The sequence below is a fragment of the Tissierella pigra genome (assembly GCF_018917845.1).
In the GTDB taxonomy this organism is placed as follows: domain Bacteria; phylum Bacillota; class Clostridia; order Tissierellales; family Tissierellaceae; genus Tissierella; species Tissierella pigra.
On record NZ_JAHLPJ010000001.1, the window covers coordinates 1,855,291 to 1,873,030 of the forward strand.

General features: G+C 29.7%; 20 protein-coding genes. All 20 read left to right on the plus strand.

What is annotated here, in order from left to right; genetic code table 11:
* Positions 1-8: 8 nt before the first annotated feature.
* The 20 genes from flhA to rseP all read left to right on the plus strand — a co-directional run bounded on the left by flhA (position 9) and on the right by rseP (position 17,736).
* Positions 9-2,036 carry a flagellar biosynthesis protein FlhA gene (gene flhA, locus KQI41_RS09045; protein WP_154438140.1) on the plus strand — a complete coding sequence of 676 codons (2,028 nt, stop codon included), beginning with the start codon at positions 9-11 and terminating at the stop codon, positions 2,034-2,036.
* Positions 2,036-3,130: a flagellar biosynthesis GTPase FlhF gene (flhF, locus tag KQI41_RS09050; RefSeq protein ID WP_154438138.1), complete on the plus strand. Its 1,095-nt coding sequence runs from the start codon at positions 2,036-2,038 to the stop codon at positions 3,128-3,130. Before flhA ends, flhF begins: the two co-directional genes overlap by 1 nt.
* Complete coding sequence (locus KQI41_RS09055; RefSeq protein WP_195837876.1) at positions 3,123-4,016, plus strand: MinD/ParA family protein; 894 nt, start codon at positions 3,123-3,125, stop codon at positions 4,014-4,016. Before flhF ends, KQI41_RS09055 begins: the two co-directional genes overlap by 8 nt.
* On the plus strand, positions 4,017-4,679 hold the full coding sequence (locus tag KQI41_RS19285) for a flagellar brake protein (protein WP_154438134.1): 663 nt from the start codon (positions 4,017-4,019) through the stop codon (positions 4,677-4,679).
* Complete coding sequence (locus KQI41_RS09065; protein ID WP_154438132.1) at positions 4,680-5,726, plus strand: protein-glutamate methylesterase/protein-glutamine glutaminase; 1,047 nt, start codon at positions 4,680-4,682, stop codon at positions 5,724-5,726.
* A gap of 3 nt (positions 5,727-5,729) precedes the next feature.
* Positions 5,730-7,715, plus strand: a complete 1,986-nt coding sequence (locus KQI41_RS09070; RefSeq protein WP_216585152.1) for a chemotaxis protein CheA — start codon at positions 5,730-5,732, stop codon at positions 7,713-7,715.
* A 12-nt stretch (positions 7,716-7,727) separates the two neighbouring features.
* Entirely contained in the window at positions 7,728-8,159 is a 432-nt protein-coding gene (locus tag KQI41_RS09075; RefSeq protein WP_154438130.1) for a chemotaxis protein CheW, read from the plus strand.
* Positions 8,160-8,170: 11 nt separating this feature from the next.
* A complete protein-coding gene (locus tag KQI41_RS09080; protein ID WP_154438128.1) occupies positions 8,171-8,785 on the plus strand; it encodes a chemotaxis protein CheC in 615 nt (204 codons plus the stop codon).
* Position 8,786: 1 nt separating this feature from the next.
* Complete coding sequence (locus tag KQI41_RS09085; RefSeq protein ID WP_154438126.1) at positions 8,787-9,275, plus strand: chemotaxis protein CheD; 489 nt, start codon at positions 8,787-8,789, stop codon at positions 9,273-9,275.
* A gap of 20 nt (positions 9,276-9,295) precedes the next feature.
* Complete coding sequence (locus KQI41_RS09090; protein WP_154438124.1) at positions 9,296-10,045, plus strand: sigma-70 family RNA polymerase sigma factor; 750 nt, start codon at positions 9,296-9,298, stop codon at positions 10,043-10,045.
* Between the two features lie 10 nt (positions 10,046-10,055).
* Entirely contained in the window at positions 10,056-11,435 is a 1,380-nt protein-coding gene (locus KQI41_RS09095; RefSeq protein WP_154438122.1) for a flagellar assembly protein A, read from the plus strand.
* 11 nt (positions 11,436-11,446) lie between these two features.
* Positions 11,447-11,773: a hypothetical protein gene (locus KQI41_RS09100; RefSeq protein WP_154438120.1), complete on the plus strand. Its 327-nt coding sequence runs from the start codon at positions 11,447-11,449 to the stop codon at positions 11,771-11,773.
* A 12-nt stretch (positions 11,774-11,785) separates the two neighbouring features.
* Positions 11,786-12,220 (plus strand): hypothetical protein, encoded by a 435-nt coding sequence (locus KQI41_RS09105; RefSeq protein WP_154438118.1) that lies wholly within the window; start codon positions 11,786-11,788, stop codon positions 12,218-12,220.
* 149 nt (positions 12,221-12,369) lie between these two features.
* Complete coding sequence (gene rpsB, locus KQI41_RS09110; RefSeq protein WP_154438116.1) at positions 12,370-13,077, plus strand: 30S ribosomal protein S2; 708 nt, start codon at positions 12,370-12,372, stop codon at positions 13,075-13,077.
* Positions 13,078-13,149: 72 nt separating this feature from the next.
* Positions 13,150-13,797 carry a translation elongation factor Ts gene (gene tsf / locus KQI41_RS09115; protein ID WP_154438114.1) on the plus strand — a complete coding sequence of 216 codons (648 nt, stop codon included), beginning with the start codon at positions 13,150-13,152 and terminating at the stop codon, positions 13,795-13,797.
* Between the two features lie 67 nt (positions 13,798-13,864).
* Positions 13,865-14,578: a UMP kinase gene (gene pyrH / locus KQI41_RS09120; RefSeq protein ID WP_154438112.1), complete on the plus strand. Its 714-nt coding sequence runs from the start codon at positions 13,865-13,867 to the stop codon at positions 14,576-14,578.
* A gap of 2 nt (positions 14,579-14,580) precedes the next feature.
* On the plus strand, positions 14,581-15,138 hold the full coding sequence (gene frr, locus KQI41_RS09125; protein WP_154438110.1) for a ribosome recycling factor: 558 nt from the start codon (positions 14,581-14,583) through the stop codon (positions 15,136-15,138).
* A gap of 50 nt (positions 15,139-15,188) precedes the next feature.
* Complete coding sequence (locus KQI41_RS09130) at positions 15,189-15,938, plus strand: undecaprenyl pyrophosphate synthase (protein ID WP_154438108.1); 750 nt, start codon at positions 15,189-15,191, stop codon at positions 15,936-15,938.
* Positions 15,939-16,715, plus strand: coding sequence for a phosphatidate cytidylyltransferase (locus tag KQI41_RS09135; protein ID WP_216585153.1), 777 nt, complete (start codon positions 15,939-15,941; stop codon positions 16,713-16,715). It begins immediately after the preceding gene.
* A 16-nt stretch (positions 16,716-16,731) separates the two neighbouring features.
* The gene (gene rseP / locus KQI41_RS09140; protein WP_154438106.1) at positions 16,732-17,736 is read left to right on the plus strand and encodes an RIP metalloprotease RseP; all 1,005 of its coding nucleotides are present in this window, start codon (positions 16,732-16,734) and stop codon (positions 17,734-17,736) included.
* Positions 17,737-17,740: the final 4 nt, after the last annotated feature.

The following is a 17,740-nucleotide window of genomic DNA, read 5'->3' on the forward strand; positions in this document are numbered from 1 at the left end:
GATAGTAAATGAAGAGAGGAGATACATTTGTAGCTTTAGCAATAATTGGAATAATTCTTATGATCATAATCCCAGTACCGAAGGGGATACTGGACTTTTTATTAAGTCTAAATATTTCACTATCCTTATTGATTTTGTTATTATCCATGTATGCAGAGGACGCATTACAGATAACCATATTTCCATCACTACTACTTTTAACTACTTTATTTAGACTAACATTAAATGTCTCAACCACAAGAGGTATTCTTAAAGATGCAGATGCAGGAGGAGTAGTAGAAGCCTTTGGAAACTTTGTAATTGGAAATGATGCAGTTGTTGGTTTTATAATATTCCTTATAATCGTGCTTATAAACTTTCTAGTAATTACAAAAGGTGCTGAAAGAGTATCTGAAGTTGCAGCTAGATTTACATTAGATGCAATGCCAGGTAAGCAAATGGCTATAGATGCTGATTTAAATGCTGGATTAATTACAGAAGATGAAGCAAGGCAAAGAAGAAAAGATGTACAGAAGTATGCAGATTTTTATGGTGCAATGGATGGGGCCAGTAAATTCGTAAAAGGTGATGCTATTGCAGGTATAATCATTACTATAATTAACATTGGGGCTGGATTTCTTATTGGAATTATAGGTAAAGGTATGCCATTTCAACAAGCTCTACAGAGATATACTGTATTAACGGTAGGGGATGGACTAGTGGGACAAATTCCAGCTTTACTTATTTCCACGGCAACAGGTCTAGTAGTTACCAGAGCGGCATCTGAAGCAAATTTAGGACAAGATTTGATTAAGCAGTTATTCTCCAACAGAATGATATTACTTATTATAGGTGGAGTAATGATCGCATTAGGTATACTAACACCACTACCAAAATTTGCAAACATTCTTTTAGGTGCTATATTTATATTCCTGGGGTTAAGAGCTAAAGTTTCAGATAAGCTGGAAATGGCAGAACCAGAAATTGCATCAACATCAGAAGCAGAAGAATTAAGAAGACCAGAAAATGTACTAGGATTATTAAAAGTAGATGATATTGAATTGGAATTTGGATATGGTTTGCTACCTTTAGCGGATATAGATCAAGGTGGAGATTTACTAGATAGAATAGTAATGATTAGACGTCAAATTGCTATGGAACTGGGTTTAGTAGTGCCCATAGTAAGACTTAGAGATAATATTCAATTAAACCCTAATGAATACATAATAAAAGTTAAAGGTGTCAAGGTTTCAAAAGGAGAAGTATATTTTGATCATTATTTAGCTATGGATTCAGGAGTAGGTGAAGGGAGTATTGAAGGTATAGAGACCATAGAACCAGCTTTTGGTCTACCAGCAAAATGGATTACGGAAAAGGAAAGAGAAAAAGCTGAAATTTTCGGATATACTGTAGTAGACCCACCTTCTGTAATAGCCACTCATTTAACTGAGGTAATTAAAGAAAAAGCCTATGAACTTATTGGCAGACAAGATGTAAAGACATTGATTGAAAATGTTAGAGAAGAATATCCAGCAGTCGTTGAAGAAGTAGTTCCAAAAGTATTATCTCTTGGAGAAGTTCAAAAGGTTTTATCTAATTTACTTAGAGAGCAGATTAGTATAAGAGATATGGTCAGCATTTTGGAGACCTTGGCAGATTATGGAAGCATTACAAGTGATACTGATTTACTTACAGAATATGTTAGACAAAGAATGTCAGGATATATTACAAATAAATATGTGGAGAACAATAGTTTAAATGTTGTAACTTTAGATAATGGAATAGAAGAATTAATCATGAATTCCATTAATAAAACTGAGACAGGCTCATATTTATCTATAGATCCTAGTAAGGTACAACTAATACTTAATAATACATTGAAAATTATTCAGAAGCTTACATCAATAGGCGAACAACCCATAATACTTACAGCACCTATCGTTAGAATATATTTTAAAAAATTAACAGAACAGATGACTCGTGATATAATTGTCATATCTTATAATGAACTTGAATCCTCTGTTGAGGTTCAATCAGTCGGGGTGGTAGTTATATAATGAAGATTAAAAAATATATAGGTAAAACAACCCATGAAGCGATGTTAAAGTTAAAGATGGAATTAGGCCCTGATGCAGTAGTACTGAGTACTAAAACTATCAGGGCTAAAGGTATATTCAGTTATTTTAAAAAACCTTTAGTAGAAATTACAGCTGCCTTTGAAGAAAAAGATTTACTAAGAAGCAAAAGTGCTGTTCATCCATATGCAAAAGAGTTAAATAATATCAATAAAGAATTAGCTCAATTGAAAAATATGATAATGAATAGTTCTTTAAGCAAAATGGAAGATAGAAAAGAAGAAATTCCACCAATTTTAGAGGAGTTTTACAAAATCATGGTTGAAAATGGAGTGAACTCTGAAATAGCAATAAATCTATTAAAAAAGATGGAGGAAGAAGTCAATCTAAGTGGAAAAGATAGAAATACAATTAAAAAAATATTGAAATTTAGTTTAGTTGAAGTTCTAGGAAAACCCCAACCAATTGAAGTGGATGAATCGCAAAAGATTGTTTTTTTCGTTGGACCTACAGGTGTTGGTAAGACAACTACCTTGGCTAAAGTAGCAGCAAGTTTTGTACTTAAAGATGAGTATAAAATTGGATTGATAACATCTGATACTTATAGAATTGCTGCTGTAGAACAATTAAAAACCTATAGTGACATTTTACAGTTACCCTTGGAGATTGCATATGATAAAACTGACATGGAAAAAGCGATTTATAATTTTAAGGATAAAGATATTATTTTTATAGATACTGCTGGAAGAAATCATAACGATATAGAACAAATACAAGAGTTAAAACATACTATAGATACAACTAAAGTTAAGGATATATTTTTATTGATTAATGCAAATATAGATTGGAATGTATTAAATACCTTAATATCAAAGTATAACTTTTTAGATAATTATAGATTAATAATTACTAAAATTGATGAGGCAGAAAATTATGGTAATATATTTAATATAAGGTATATTACCAATAAAGAACTTTCATATTTAACAACAGGACAAAATGTACCAGATGACATCCAAATAATAGATGTTGATCATATTGCTGATAAGCTTATTGAGGAGAAAGACAATGAATGATCAAGCAAAAAACTTAAGGAAAATCATGGAATTTAAGTCTGTGAATCAAGAGGAAATAACAGTAGTAAATAATAAGGCTAAGGTTATTTCCATATCAAGTGGTAAAGGTGGAGTAGGTAAGACTAATTTTGCTATAAACTTTGCTATAACTTTAAAAAGGTTAGGATATGAAGTTGCTATAATTGATGCAGATATAGGACTAAGTAATATCGAAATATTAGCTGGAGTTAATATGAATTTTACCATATCTGATATAATATTTTCCAATAAAGATATATTTGAAATAATGTCTATTGGTCCTGAAGGTATAAAGATTATTTCTGGTGGTTCTGGTTTAAAAGAGTTAAGTCTATTGAAAGACGATAATTTTCCAAAACTATTAAAGGAAATTGAAAAGTTACAGTCTTCCACAGATTATATTATAATAGATACAGGGGCTGGAATTTCAAAAGCTGTAACAGATTTTATAATGACCTCCGATGAAACTATTATAATTTGTACTCCAGATCCAACATCTCTTATGGATTCTTATACATTAATAAAATCTATATTTTATACGGGATTCCCAGGACCTATAAACATAGTTTGTAATTTGGTAAATAGTAAGAGTGAAGGGACTGAAATATTTAATAAACTGTATAATACTACAAATAAATTTTTGCAGAGAGATATTAATTATTTAGGGTATATAGAAAAAAGTGATTTAGTGAATAATGCTGTAAGAAATCAAATACCATTTACAATATCTAATCCAAATAATTCTATTTCTAGAAAAATAAATGTAATGGCAATGAACTTTCTGGGTACTAAATCTGTAAAGGATGAAAATACGAAGAAAAGCTTTAGTAAAAGGATATTAGATATTTTTTTAGGAAGGGGTGAATAAGTGAGTTCTGGAGCTGATTATTTAACCATAGGTACAAAGGTAGATATTATTAAACCCTATGATGAAAGTTTAATATATCCATCACAAGTTTTAGATATACTGGAATCAAGTGAAATAATAATTAGTGGACCAATTAAACAAAATAATTTAATTTTGTTACATAAAAATGATAAAATATATGTTTCTTATAATGTTGAGAATAAAGGAAAATACTTTTTTACAGCTCAAATACTAGATAGGGCTATTTCTCCTATGTATACTTTGACAATAACAAGGGCATCTAAAGTAGGAAAAATTCAACTTAGAAATTACTATAGGCTTCTAGCAACTCTTGAAGTTTCAAAAGAACATTTAATAGTTCAAGGTGATGATGTAGAGAAGTATTCTGAGCCCTGTGAAACTAAGGACATCTCAGGCGGTGGAATGAAACTTAACTGCAATTATAAGCATAAAGAAGGGGATGAAATAACATGCTTCTTTAAATTAAATATAAGGCATATAAATGTCAAATGTAAAGTTGTGCGTATAGAGGAGTCAAATAGTCTTAACTATAAGTATAGTATAGGTGTCAAATTCTTAGAAATTGAAAATGAGATGAGAGATGAAATTATTAGGTATATTTTTGAGCAACAGAGAATTTTAAGGTTAAAAGGGCTGATATAGATGATTAAAGTTTTAATAGTGGATGATTCTGCTTTAATTAGAAAAATATTAACAGATATTTTGAAATTAGATAGTGAAATATCTGTAGTAGGTACTGCAAAAAATGGAAAAGAAGCTTTGGAAAAAATAGAGATATTAAAGCCGGATATAATAACCTTAGACATTGAAATGCCTTTAATGGATGGATTGACAACATTGAAGCATATTATATCTAAGTATGATTTGCCTGTTATTATGATTAGTTCTTTAACAATAGAAGGTGCAGAATTAACACTGAAAGCATTAGATGAAGGAGCAATTGACTTTTTATCTAAACCTACTAATATATTTAGTTTAAGTCAAAATGAAATCAAAAATGAAATTATTGAAAAAATTAAAGCAGGTGCAAAATCGAAGGTTCACATTGAGCAATCAGTTAAAATTAAGAGTATTCCAAAGCCATCTTTTGAGAATTCAATTCTAGAAAGTAAAAAATTTAGTAATATAATAGCTATTGGGACATCAACGGGAGGACCTAGAGCATTACAGTCATTACTTCCAGAAATTCCTAAAGATATTAATGCTAGTATTGTCATAGTGCAGCATATGCCGCCTAAATTTACTAAATCTTTAGCAGAAAGATTAAATTCTATTTCAAATATTAAGATAAAGGAAGCGGAAGATGGTGATATACTTTTAAGAGGACATGGATATATTGCACCAGGAGATTATCATATGGAAGTAGTAAAGGTGGGTGATAGTCTTGTAATAAAATTAAATCAAGAGCCTAAGGTAATGGGACTAAGACCTACAGTTGATAGAATGATGGAATCAGTATCTAGAATAAAAGGTTATTCTAAAATAGGAGTTATTTTAACAGGAATGGGTTCTGATGGAACAAAAGGTATAATAGAAATGAAAAAAAACAACAGCTATACCATAGCTCAAGATGAATCTACATCAGTTGTCTTTGGTATGCCTAAATCTGCCATTGCTACAAAATCTATAGATAAGGTTTTGCCTTTGGAAGACATAGGAAGAGAAATAATCAATAAATTGGAGGTGTAAAAGATGGATTTGGATATTGGTCAATATATAAATATATTCGTTGAAGAAGCAAAAGAGCATTTACAAAATATGAATGATGTTTTACTGGAGTTAGAAAAGGATTTTTCTCATATAGAAAGTATAAATGAAATTTTTAGAGTAGCTCATACTCTAAAAGGAATGTCAGGTACAATGGGATTTCATAATATGGCTAATTTAACTCATGAAATGGAAAATGTTTTACAAGCAGTAAGGAGTAATGAAGTAAAAATTTCAGAGAATATAATTGATATTTTATTTGAATGTTTTGATGCTTTAGATTCCTCAGTAGGTACAATTATCAATACTGGAGTAGAAAGTAGTGATACAAATGAACCCCTAATAAGTAAATTAAGAAATATTTTAAATGATGAAAATGAAATTGAAAGAAATACTGAAGTAGAAACAAAAGATAAAATTGATGGATTTATTATGGAGGCTGTAAATAAAGCTAAAAATGAAGGTCTGTTTATATATAAAATAGATTTTACTTTAAGTGAGTCTTGTATGTTAAAGTCAGCACGAGCTTTTATTGTATTCAGTACTTTAGAAACTTTTGGAGAAATTATCTATTCTAATCCTTCTGTAGAAGATATTGAAGACGAGAAATTTGACTTTAGATTTTCTGTTATTATAGTAAGTGCTAATAAAAAATCTGATATATTAAAGGAGCTAAATCAAATTTCAGAGGTGGAAAAAATTGATTTATCAGACTTTGAAATTGAAGATTATAGAGAAGAAATCATTGTAAATGAAACAAAAACCATTGATACGAAATTACCCAAAAATGATAAAAGTGAAAAGGCTTCCCAAGGTAATCAAGGAAAAGTTGGAAAAACTGTTAGGGTAGATATTGAAAGATTAGATAATTTGATGAATTTAGTCAGCGAGTTAATAATAATTAAAACTCGAATGGATGATTTAAGTGAAAAAACTACTGGTGAAGGTATATCAGAGACCATAGAATATTTAGAAAGAATAACCACTAGTTTACATGATGCTGTAATGAAAGTTAGAATGGTTCCTATAGAAAGAGTATTTAATAGATTTCCAAGGTTAGTAAGAGATTTGTCTAAAGAGCTTGGCAAAGAAATATCATTGGAGATGAGTGGAGAAGAGACTGAAGTTGATAGAACTGTAATAGATGAAATAGGAGATCCATTGATTCACTTAATTAGGAATTCTATTGACCATGGAATTGAATTACCTGCTGATAGACTAAAAAACGGAAAAGAAGAAAAAGGTATTGTTGTTCTTAAATCTTATCCTGATGGAAATAATGTCGTGATTGAGGTTGAAGATGATGGTAAAGGTCTAGATCATAATGCTATTAGAAAAAAAGCTATTGAAAAAGGAATTTTAGATGAAAAAGAAGCTGAAAATTTATCAGTGGAGGATAGTATTAATCTATTATTTGAAGCAGGTTTCAGTACATCAGAAGTTATATCAGATGTTTCAGGAAGAGGAGTAGGGCTTGATGTTGTTAGAAGTAAAATTGAAGCAATAAATGGTAATATAGAAGTTGTCAGTGTTCAAGGTAAAGGTACAAAGTTTATAATTCGAATTCCTTTAACATTAGCGATAATTCAAGCGTTGCTTATAAAATTAAGTCATGAGATATATGCTATTCCATTAAGTTCTATTACTGAAATAGTAAATATATCAAAGAGCCAAATTAGAGATGTACAAGGTCAAGAAATCGTACTTTATAGAGGTATGACTTTACCAATCATAAGATTAAAAGATGTACTTGATATTTCAGATAATGATGAAAAAGAAGATTTAATAGTTGTAGTAGTTAAAAAAGGTGAAAAACAAGCTGGGTTAATAGTAGATAATTTAATCGGACAACAAGAAATTGTTATTAAAAGCTTAGGTAAATATTTAAGTGGTGTAAAATACTTATCTGGTGCTACAATCTTGGGTAATGGAAAAATTTCATTAATATTAGATGTTAATTCACTAATATAGGAGGGAGACAATATGACTGATACAATAGATAATAAATATGTAGTATTTAAATTAGAAAAGGAATATTATGGAATCCCTATTAGTAAAGTTATTTCTATAGAAAAAATGGAAGAATCCACTAGAATTCCCAATGCTCCAAGTCATGTTAAGGGAGTTATTAATCTAAGAGGAGAAGTTATTTCGTTAATAGATTTAAGATTAAAACTTAATCTTAAGCCAAAGGAGATAAACAATAATACTCGTATAATTATAGTTTCAGATGATGAAGTATTAGCAGGACTAATAGTTGATTCATCTTCTGAAGTTATAGAGATAGACAAGGAAGTCATCGACAATACCCCTGTTTCTTCTGATAATGAATATTTATCTTATGTATATGGAATTGGTAAATTAACTGATAGATTAATAATATTATTAGAGTTATCAAAAATACTAGAGTATTAGGGGTGTCTAATATGACTATTAATGTAGAAAATTTGAATAATTTTATGATAGATGTGCTTAAAGAGTTAGGAAATATAGGTGCAGGAAATGCTGCTACTGCTTTGGCAAGTATGATAGCTAAAAAAATAGATATGAGAGTTCCTAATGTACGTATTATGGAGTTTAAAGAGGTTGCGGAAATATTAGGAGGAGAAGAGAATCTAGTAATTGGAATTTATTTTGAACTTCAAGAAGATGTAGTAGGCAATATGATGTTTGCATTAGATTTAAATTCTGCCATCAACTTAACAAATTTACTTTATAATAGAGAAAAAGAAGGTCAGGAGCTTGATGATATGGATATATCAGCTTTATCAGAAGTAGGAAATATTATAGCATCATCTTATGCTAACTCCTTATCTTCTCTTACGGGGCTAAAGGTCTTTATATCTGTTCCATCAATTTCTATAGATATGGCAGGCGCTATTCTTAGTGTGCCAGCTATTCAATACGGACATGTATCAGATCATGCCTTGATGGTAGAGACTGTTTTTGAAGAAGAAAGAAACCTAGTGTCTGGAAATCTATTCTTCCTTCCAGACTTAGAATCTTTTGATAAAATATTAGTTGCACTGGGAGTAAAATAGAATGGATATAAAAACTATAAAAGTTGGAATGGCTGATTTGAATGTGACTAAATGCCCTAATAATTTGACTACACTAGGCTTGGGCTCTTGTGTAGGAATTGTATTATATGACAAAACAAATAAGATTGCTGGACTAGCTCATATTATGCTACCTTCCAGTAGGGACATAAAAAATAATGAAAATAAAGCTAAGTTTGCAGACACAGGTATTGAAGAATTATTAGACTCAATGATTAGAATAGGTGCCAATAAAAACAATTTAATAGCTAAAATAGCTGGTGGGTCTCAGATGTTTAATTTTAATTCTAATAATGATATCTTAAAAATTGGCGAAAGAAATGTACTTGCTACTAAGACAAAGCTAAAAGAATTGAATATTAAAATAGTTTCAGAGGATACAGGAGGAAATTTTGGTAGAACTATAATATTAAATTCCACAGATGGTTCATTACAAGTTAAGACTATTGGCCATGGAGAAAAAACAATATAATTTCCATGGGGGGAAATAAGATGGATATAAACAATTTATGGATAAAATACAATGATACCAAAGATAAAGAAGTAAAAAAAATCCTAATAGAAAATTATGTATCTTTAGTGAAAATTGTTGCAGGAAGAATGTATAATTTTTATGGCAGTAAGATAGAGTATGATGACTTATTAGGATATGGTATATTAGGATTAATAGATAGTATTGATAAATTTGATATAACTAAAAACATTAAGTTTGAAACCTATGCACAAATTAGAATAAAAGGATCTATTATTGATAATATTAGAAAATTAGACTGGATACCGAGGTCCTTGAGAAAAAAGTCAAAGGATGTTCAAAACTCAATTTCATATCTTGAAAATGAACTAGGAAGAAGTCCGACTAATGATGAAATTGCCCAACATTTACAAATTTCCTTAAATGAATTAGAATTGTTATTATCTGACATAGCTACATTTAATATTTCTTCCTTAGAAGAAATATTATTAACAAAAGAAGGTTATCCTTTAGAAATTGAACATGATACGGTAACGCCAGAATTAGTCTATGAAACAAAAGAGTTAAAGGAAATATTGGCAAACTCCATAGATTCCTTAAATGAGAGTGAAAAAACGGTAATTTCTTTATATTACTATGAGGAATTAACTTATAAAGAAATAGGACATATTATGGAGCTTTCAGAATCTAGAATTTCCCAAATACACAGTAAAGCTATTTTGAAAATTAAGAGTTCATTGGAAAAAAGAGGTATAGTTAGAGGTCTATAGGAGGTGGAGTATGTATAATATATATAACAACATAATTCTAGAGATTAGCAGGGACGGATTACTTGGTTATATTACTTTAAAAGAAGAAAATGATCAGGAAGATATAAAATTAAATTATATTGAAATATTAAATAATATAAAACAATATATTAAACATGGTTTAAATGAAGAAGACTTAAAAAGAGCATTAAAAAGCAATATAGTTAATGAGAAAGTTTGTATTGCTGAGGGTACACCACCTATTAGTGGTCAAGATGGTAGTATAAAATATTATTTTGACTTAGAAAAACCCTTATTACCTAAACTAAATCCGGATGGCACTGTAAATTACAAAGAATTAGATTCTGTAAATACTGTATCTAAGGATGATATTTTAGCTGAAATTATATCACCAGTAGAGGGAGTAGATGGAATAAGGGTAGATGGTGATTCAATCCCACATGTTAAGGGAAAGGTACCTAAATTTAAATATGGTAAAAATGTAGGTGTTTCTTTTGATGGTCTCTTTTTAAAATCGGAATCAGATGGATTAGTAGAATTAAATGATGGTAGAGTTATGGTGTCTTCTGTATTAAGTATAGATAATATAGACAGTAGCACAGGTAATATAAACTTTAATGGTAATGTAATTGTAAACAAGGATATACTAAATGGATTTATTTTAAAATCTACTGGTTCTGTTGAAGTAAAAGGAGCATTAGAGGGTGGTTATATTGAATCAGAAGGTGATATTCTAATACGTCAAGGAATCCAAGGTTATAGTAGATTAACTATAAATACCAAGGGAAATATCTCTACTAAATTTATTGAAAATGCTGTAATTAGTTGTGGAAAAAATATAACAGCTGAAGCTATTATGCATAGTACTGTTACATCAAAATCTAATATCCTTGTTTTAGGGAAAAAAGGTTTAATTGTAGGTGGAACCTGTAAAGCGAAAAATGAAATCAGAGCTAGAATTATAGGATCATCTATGGCTACTACTACTGTGTTAGAAGTAGGTGTTGATCCTGATATTAAATATAGGTATGAAGAGTTAAGCAGCAAACTAAAAGTATCTAAGGAAAATTTGGAAAAAATAAATCAATCTTTAAAAGTCTTAGAAACCTTAAAGCGTTCCAATAAACTAGATGATAGTAAAGCTCAATTATATAATAACCTTATAAAAGGACAGCTTACTTTAAGTATGGAAACTAGTAAGATAGAAAGGGAATTAAATCAGCTTAAGGACCAAGTAAATGACTTATCTAGAGGACAAATTATGGTTGCAGACACTGTTTATCCTGGAGTTAAAATTATAATAGGAAACAGTTATATGTACATAAGGGATGAAATGAAAAGGTGTAGATTTTATAGAGAGAATGGTGATATAAGAGTAGGAACATATTAAGGAGTGATAGTATGTCTATTAAACCTATTGATCATAATGTAATGCTTCCAAGAACTCAAGAGTTATCAAGTAATAAGCATATAGAAAATATGAAAAATCGAAACATTGTAGAAAGTGGATTCATACAACAAGAAAAGAATATAAAAAAAAATCAAAAGAAGATTATAGATACAAATAAAAGCAGTAATACGAGAATTACAGATGAGAAACGAGACAAAAATCAAGAAACTCCACATAATAAAAAAAACAGATCACAATCCATGTCTGAATCTACAGAAGAAGAAAAAGAACAAATTAAATATAAAAATATAGGAAGTAATATTGATATACGTATATAATAGGGGTGCCAGATGTTAAACATTATTTTAAATATAATTGGGTTAATTTTAGTTATTTTTTCAATTTACCTTATATTCAAGGATATTAGAAAACAAAATAAATTAGTAAATAATTTAGACTCAATAGAAAATAAGCTAAAAGAATATTATAAACTTACAGAAGAAATTGCTGGAAACTTTGATGATATAATTGAATATAAACTGGACGCAATAGATAATAAAATAAACAATAAAATTTTAAAAGATATAAAGAATAAAGATATAGAAGATAAAAATATAAAAGTTGAAGATAATGAATCAAATGAAATTTCAAATATAATACCTATTCATAAAAAAGTAATTGAATTGAAGGAAATTGGATTAACAAAAGAAGAAATAGCAAAAAAGCTAAATAAGGGAATTAGAGAAATTGAGATTATACTAAAAATTTACGAAATAAAAAAATAGACATATTTATACAAAAAACATTGCTTTACAATTTACCATATGTTATACTACTATAGTGATTACACACATTCCATGATAATAAAGGTAGTGCCTAAGGGTTCCTTTATTATATGAAAGGAATGGAGGAAAAAAACTTGGAGGTGAATAGTATGTCAGTAATTACAATGAAAGGTTTACTAGAAGCAGGAGTTCATTTTGGACATCAAACTAGAAGATGGAATCCTAAAATGGCGCAGTATATTTTTACTGAAAGAAATGGAATCTACATTATTGACTTACAAAAAACAGTTAAGAAGGTAGAAGAATCTTATGATTTCGTTAAAGAAATCGTGGCTAATGGTGGGGAAGTATTATTTGTAGGTACTAAGAAACAAGCCCAAGAAGCAATTGAAAGTGAAGCACAAAGATGTAATATGCACTTTGTTAATCAAAGATGGCTTGGTGGTATGCTAACAAACTATAAAACTATTAGAAATAGAGTGGATAGACTTCATGAACTAGGTAAGATGGAAGAAGAAGGAATATTTGACTTATTACCTAAAAAAGAAGTTATCAAATTAAAACATGAAGAAGAAAGATTAGAAAAGTTCCTTGGTGGAATTAAAAATATGAATAGAATACCAGATGTTCTATTTGTTGTTGATCCAAGAAAAGAAAGAATAGCAGTAAAAGAAGCTCATATTCTTGGAATACCTGTTGTTGCTATAGTAGATACTAACTGTGATCCAGATGAAGTGGATTATGTTATTCCTGGTAATGATGATGCTATAAGAGCAGTTAAATTATTAACTGAAACCATAGCAAATGCAGTTTTAGAGGCTAAACAAGGAGAACAAATAGAAATAGTAGAAGAGTAAAAGTGGGGTAAGAGTTAAAAGGGGTAAATCCTCTTATGCTCTTACCATTTTTAACAATATAGGAGGGATAAAATGAATATTAGTGCTTCAACAGTAAAAGAGTTAAGAGAAAGAACAGGCGCTGGAATGATGGATTGTAAAAAGGCTTTGGTAGAAACCAACGGCGATATAGAGAAAGCTATAGATTTACTAAGAGAAAAAGGACTATCTAAAGCTGCGAAAAAATCAGGTAGAATAGCAGCAGAAGGATTAGTAGAATCATATATCCATGGTGGAAGAATAGGTGTTTTAGTTGAGATAAACTCTGAAACAGATTTCGTTTCTAAAACTGAGGAATTCCAACAATTTGTTAAAGATATAGCTATGCAAATTGCAGCTTCAAATCCAAAATATGTATCAAGGGAAGAAGTTAGTGAAGAAGAGATTGAAAGAGAAAGAGAAGTACTTACTCAGCAAGCTATGAATGAAGGTAAACCAGAACATGTTGCAGCTAAAATGGTTGAAGGTAGATTAGAAAAATTCTTTGAGCAAATATGCTTATTAGATCAAAACTTTATTAAAGATTCAGATGTTAAGATTAAAGATTTATTAAATGAGAAAATTGCTAAAATAGGTGAAAATATAAAAATAAGAAGATTTGTTAGATTTGAAGTTGGAGAAGGAATCGAGAAAAAAGAAGAAAACTTTGCTGATGAAGTTGCAAAACAAATGAATATGTAATTAAATGGAGAACAGATAATTGTTCTCCATTTAAATAACAATATACTTAACATTAGGAGTGAGTGCAATGGACCCGATATTTAAAAGGGTAGTCTTAAAAATAAGTGGCGAGGCCTTAGCGGGTCATAAGGGAGCTGGAATTGACGTAGATACTATTAATCAAATTTCTAAAGAGGTTAAAGAATTACACAACCTAGGTGTACAAGTATCTATAGTAGTAGGTGGCGGAAATTTTTGGCGAGGTAGGTCAACTAATGATATGGACAGAACCACCTCTGATTATATAGGCATGTTGGGGACAGTAATGAATTCTCTTGCTCTGCAAGACTCTCTTGAAAATATAGGAGTTGATACTAGAGTTCAATCTGCTATAGAAATGAGACAAATTTCCGAACCTTACATAAGAAGAAAAGCTGTTAGACATTTAGAAAAGGGTAGGGTTGTTATTTTTGCTGCAGGAACTGGTAATCCTTACTTTTCAACAGATACCACTGCAGCTTTAAGGGCTGCTGAAATAGAGGCAGAAGTAATATTATTGGCAAAAAAAGGTGTAGATGGTGTGTATGATTCAGACCCTAAAATAAATAATAATGCGAAAAAGTTTGATACTTTAAAGTATATAGATATATTAAACTTAGGTCTTGGTATAATGGATTCTACTGCAACTTCTCTATGTATGGATAATAAGATTCCCTTAATTGTATTTGGCATTGATGAACCAAATAATATTATTAATGTTGTTTTAGGAAAAAAAATTGGAACACATGTAAAGGAGGATTAATTATGTATACTAAACTTTACACAGAAGCTGAAGAAAGAATGAACAAAACTATTTCAGTTTACAAAGAAGAATTACAAAGCATTAGAGCTGGAAGAGCAAATCCTGCATTACTTGACAAGATTACGGTGGATTACTATGGACAAATTACACCACTAAAACAAGTAGGAAGCGTTTCTGCTCCAGAACCAAGATTGTTGGTTATTCAACCTTGGGATGTAAAATTAATTCCTGTAATTGAAAAGGAGATACAAAAATCTGATTTAGGAATAACTCCTACAAATGATGGAAAATTAATAAGATTAGTTATTCCTACTTTAACTGAAGAAAGAAGAAAAGACTTAACTAAGGTTGTTAAGAAAAATGGTGAAAATGCTAAAATTGCAATTAGAAACATAAGAAGAGATTTAAACGAACAGCTAAAGAAAATGGAAAAAAACAAGGAAATCAGTGAAGATGATAAGAAATTAGCTGAAGATGAAATTCAAAAGATAACAGATAAATTCATTGAAGAACTTGATCTTATTACAAAGAAAAAAGAAGATGAATTAATGGAAATATAGTAAAAAACCCCTTCTCAATAGGAAGGGGTTTTTGGTAATGAGGTGATATTATGAATGTTATAAATCAAACTATAGAGGAATTAAAAAGCCAAATTAATATAGAAAAACTTCCTAAACATATTGCGATAATAATGGATGGAAATGGTAGATGGGCAAAAAAAAGATTTTTACCGAGAAATTTTGGACATCAGGAAGGAATGGAAAGAGTAATTGAGATTGTTAGTGCAGCTTCTAATTTAGGGATAAAGTATTTATCTCTTTATGCCTTTTCTACTGAAAATTGGAAAAGACCAATGGAAGAAGTTCAAGGATTGATGAAAATTTTAGTTCAATACATAGCAAAAGAATTAGATAAACTGCATAAAAATAATGTTAAGGTACAAATAATGGGTGACATTAATAAATTGCCTGAATTTGCAAGAAAAGAAGTAATAAAAACCATAGAAAAAACCTCCCTAAATACTGGAATGATTTTAAATATTGCTTTAAATTATGGTGGCAGAGATGAAATTATATTTGGAATTAAAAATCTTTTAAATGATGTAGAAATGGGTAAAATAGATATAAATGATTTAAATGCAGATAAATTTTCCGATTATCTTTATACTAAAGGGCAACCAGATCCTGATTTGCTTATTCGACCAAGTGGAGAACTAAGAATTAGTAATTTTATGCTATATCAAATAGCTTATACAGAATTTTGGTTATCTGATGTACTATGGCCCGATTTTACAGAAAAACATTTACTGTTATCAATTATTGATTATCAAAAGAGAAATAGACGATTTGGAGGAATATAAGTGAAAGATTTAAGTAAGAGGTTTGTTAGTGGTTTAATTGGTTTAATCCTATTGATCTTTATTGTCTCAAAAGGTGAAAATTTATTATCTTTTGCTATTTACATAGTTTCAATCGTTGGTTTAAGGGAATTATATAAAGCCTTAGAAAAGATTGATATTATGCCTGTCTATATTGTAGGTTATTTAGGAGCAACAGGATTATTTATAAATGCGATTTTATTGAACAAATATTTGGGTCTTGTATTTACTTTTATTATTATTATCTTACTTATTTTGATTATGATGAATAAGAATATATCAATAAAAGACATATCTGTAACTTTTTTAGGGATATTATATATTCCTTTTCTAATGTTTCATATTGCATATTTAGATAAAACAAAGTATATTTGGTTGATTTTTATTATAGCTTTTGGAACAGATACATTCGCATATATTGCAGGAAATCTATTTGGAAAAATGAAATTATGTCCTAAAATTAGTCCAAATAAAACTGTAGAAGGATCTATAGGTGGAATCATTGGAAGTATTATTTTAACAATAATATATTCTATATCCTTTAGATTAGCTCCTATGTGGAAATTAATATTACTTGCAGTACTTGGTTCTATAATAGCACAAATAGGTGATTTAGTTGCTTCAAGGATAAAAAGATTATGCGGAATCAAAGATTATGGATTTATTATGCCAGGTCATGGTGGTGTATTAGATAGATTTGATAGTATAATATTAACAGCTCCTGTAATATACTATTATATTAGTATTTTTTTAATTTAATATAGGTGGTGGTCAAATGTTAACGGCAGTATCAGCCATATTCGTCTTTTTAGTAGTAATATTAGTACATGAATTTGGTCATTTTGCTGTGGCTAAAATGGTAGGAATCAAAGTAAATGAATTTTCCATAGGTATGGGACCAAAGCTGATTCAAAAGAAAAAAGGAGAAACAGAATATACACTAAGGGCTTTACCAATTGGTGGATATGTAAAAATGGAAGGTGAAGATGAAGAGTCTAACGATCCTAGAGGATTCAATAAAGTACCAGCACTATCAAGGATAGCTGTTGTAGTAGCTGGAGCCATTATGAACTTTGTTCTTTCCATTGTAATATTAGCCATTGTATCGTATGGTCAAGGTACTCCTACGACTACAATAGAAGATACAATAGCAAACTCACCAGCAGAAAAAAGTGGTTTATTATCAGGAGATACTATTATTAGGATAAATAATAAATCTACCCCGAATTGGGATAGCGTTGTTAACTCCATAAATTCTGCTGACTCCAATGAGGAAATGGAAATAGAAGTACAAAGAGACAATGAAACTAAAATAATCGAAGTCAAGCCTACTGTAGAAGATGATAGAACTATAATAGGTATAGTTCCAAGGTCAGAAAAATCCATAGGATCTGCAATAAAAGGTGGATTTGAAAAAACAGGTATGTTTTTAAAACTAATGTTTACTACTGTTTCTATGATTTTTAAAGGAGAAGTAGGGCTGAAGCATTTATCCGGCCCTGTAGGTGTAATACACGAGGTGGGAGTTGTTGCGAAACAAGGAATTTACAATTTATTATATTTTCTGGGATTTATTAGTATAAACTTAGGGTTCTTTAACCTATTACCAATACCAGCTTTAGATGGTAGCAGAGTAGTATTTTTATTAATAGAACTAGTTAGAGGTAAACCTATAGATCCACAGAAAGAAGGCTTTATCCATTTTATTGGCTTTGTTTTATTGATTTCCTTAATGATATTAGTAACTTACAAAGATATAATTAAATTCAATATTTTTTAATAGG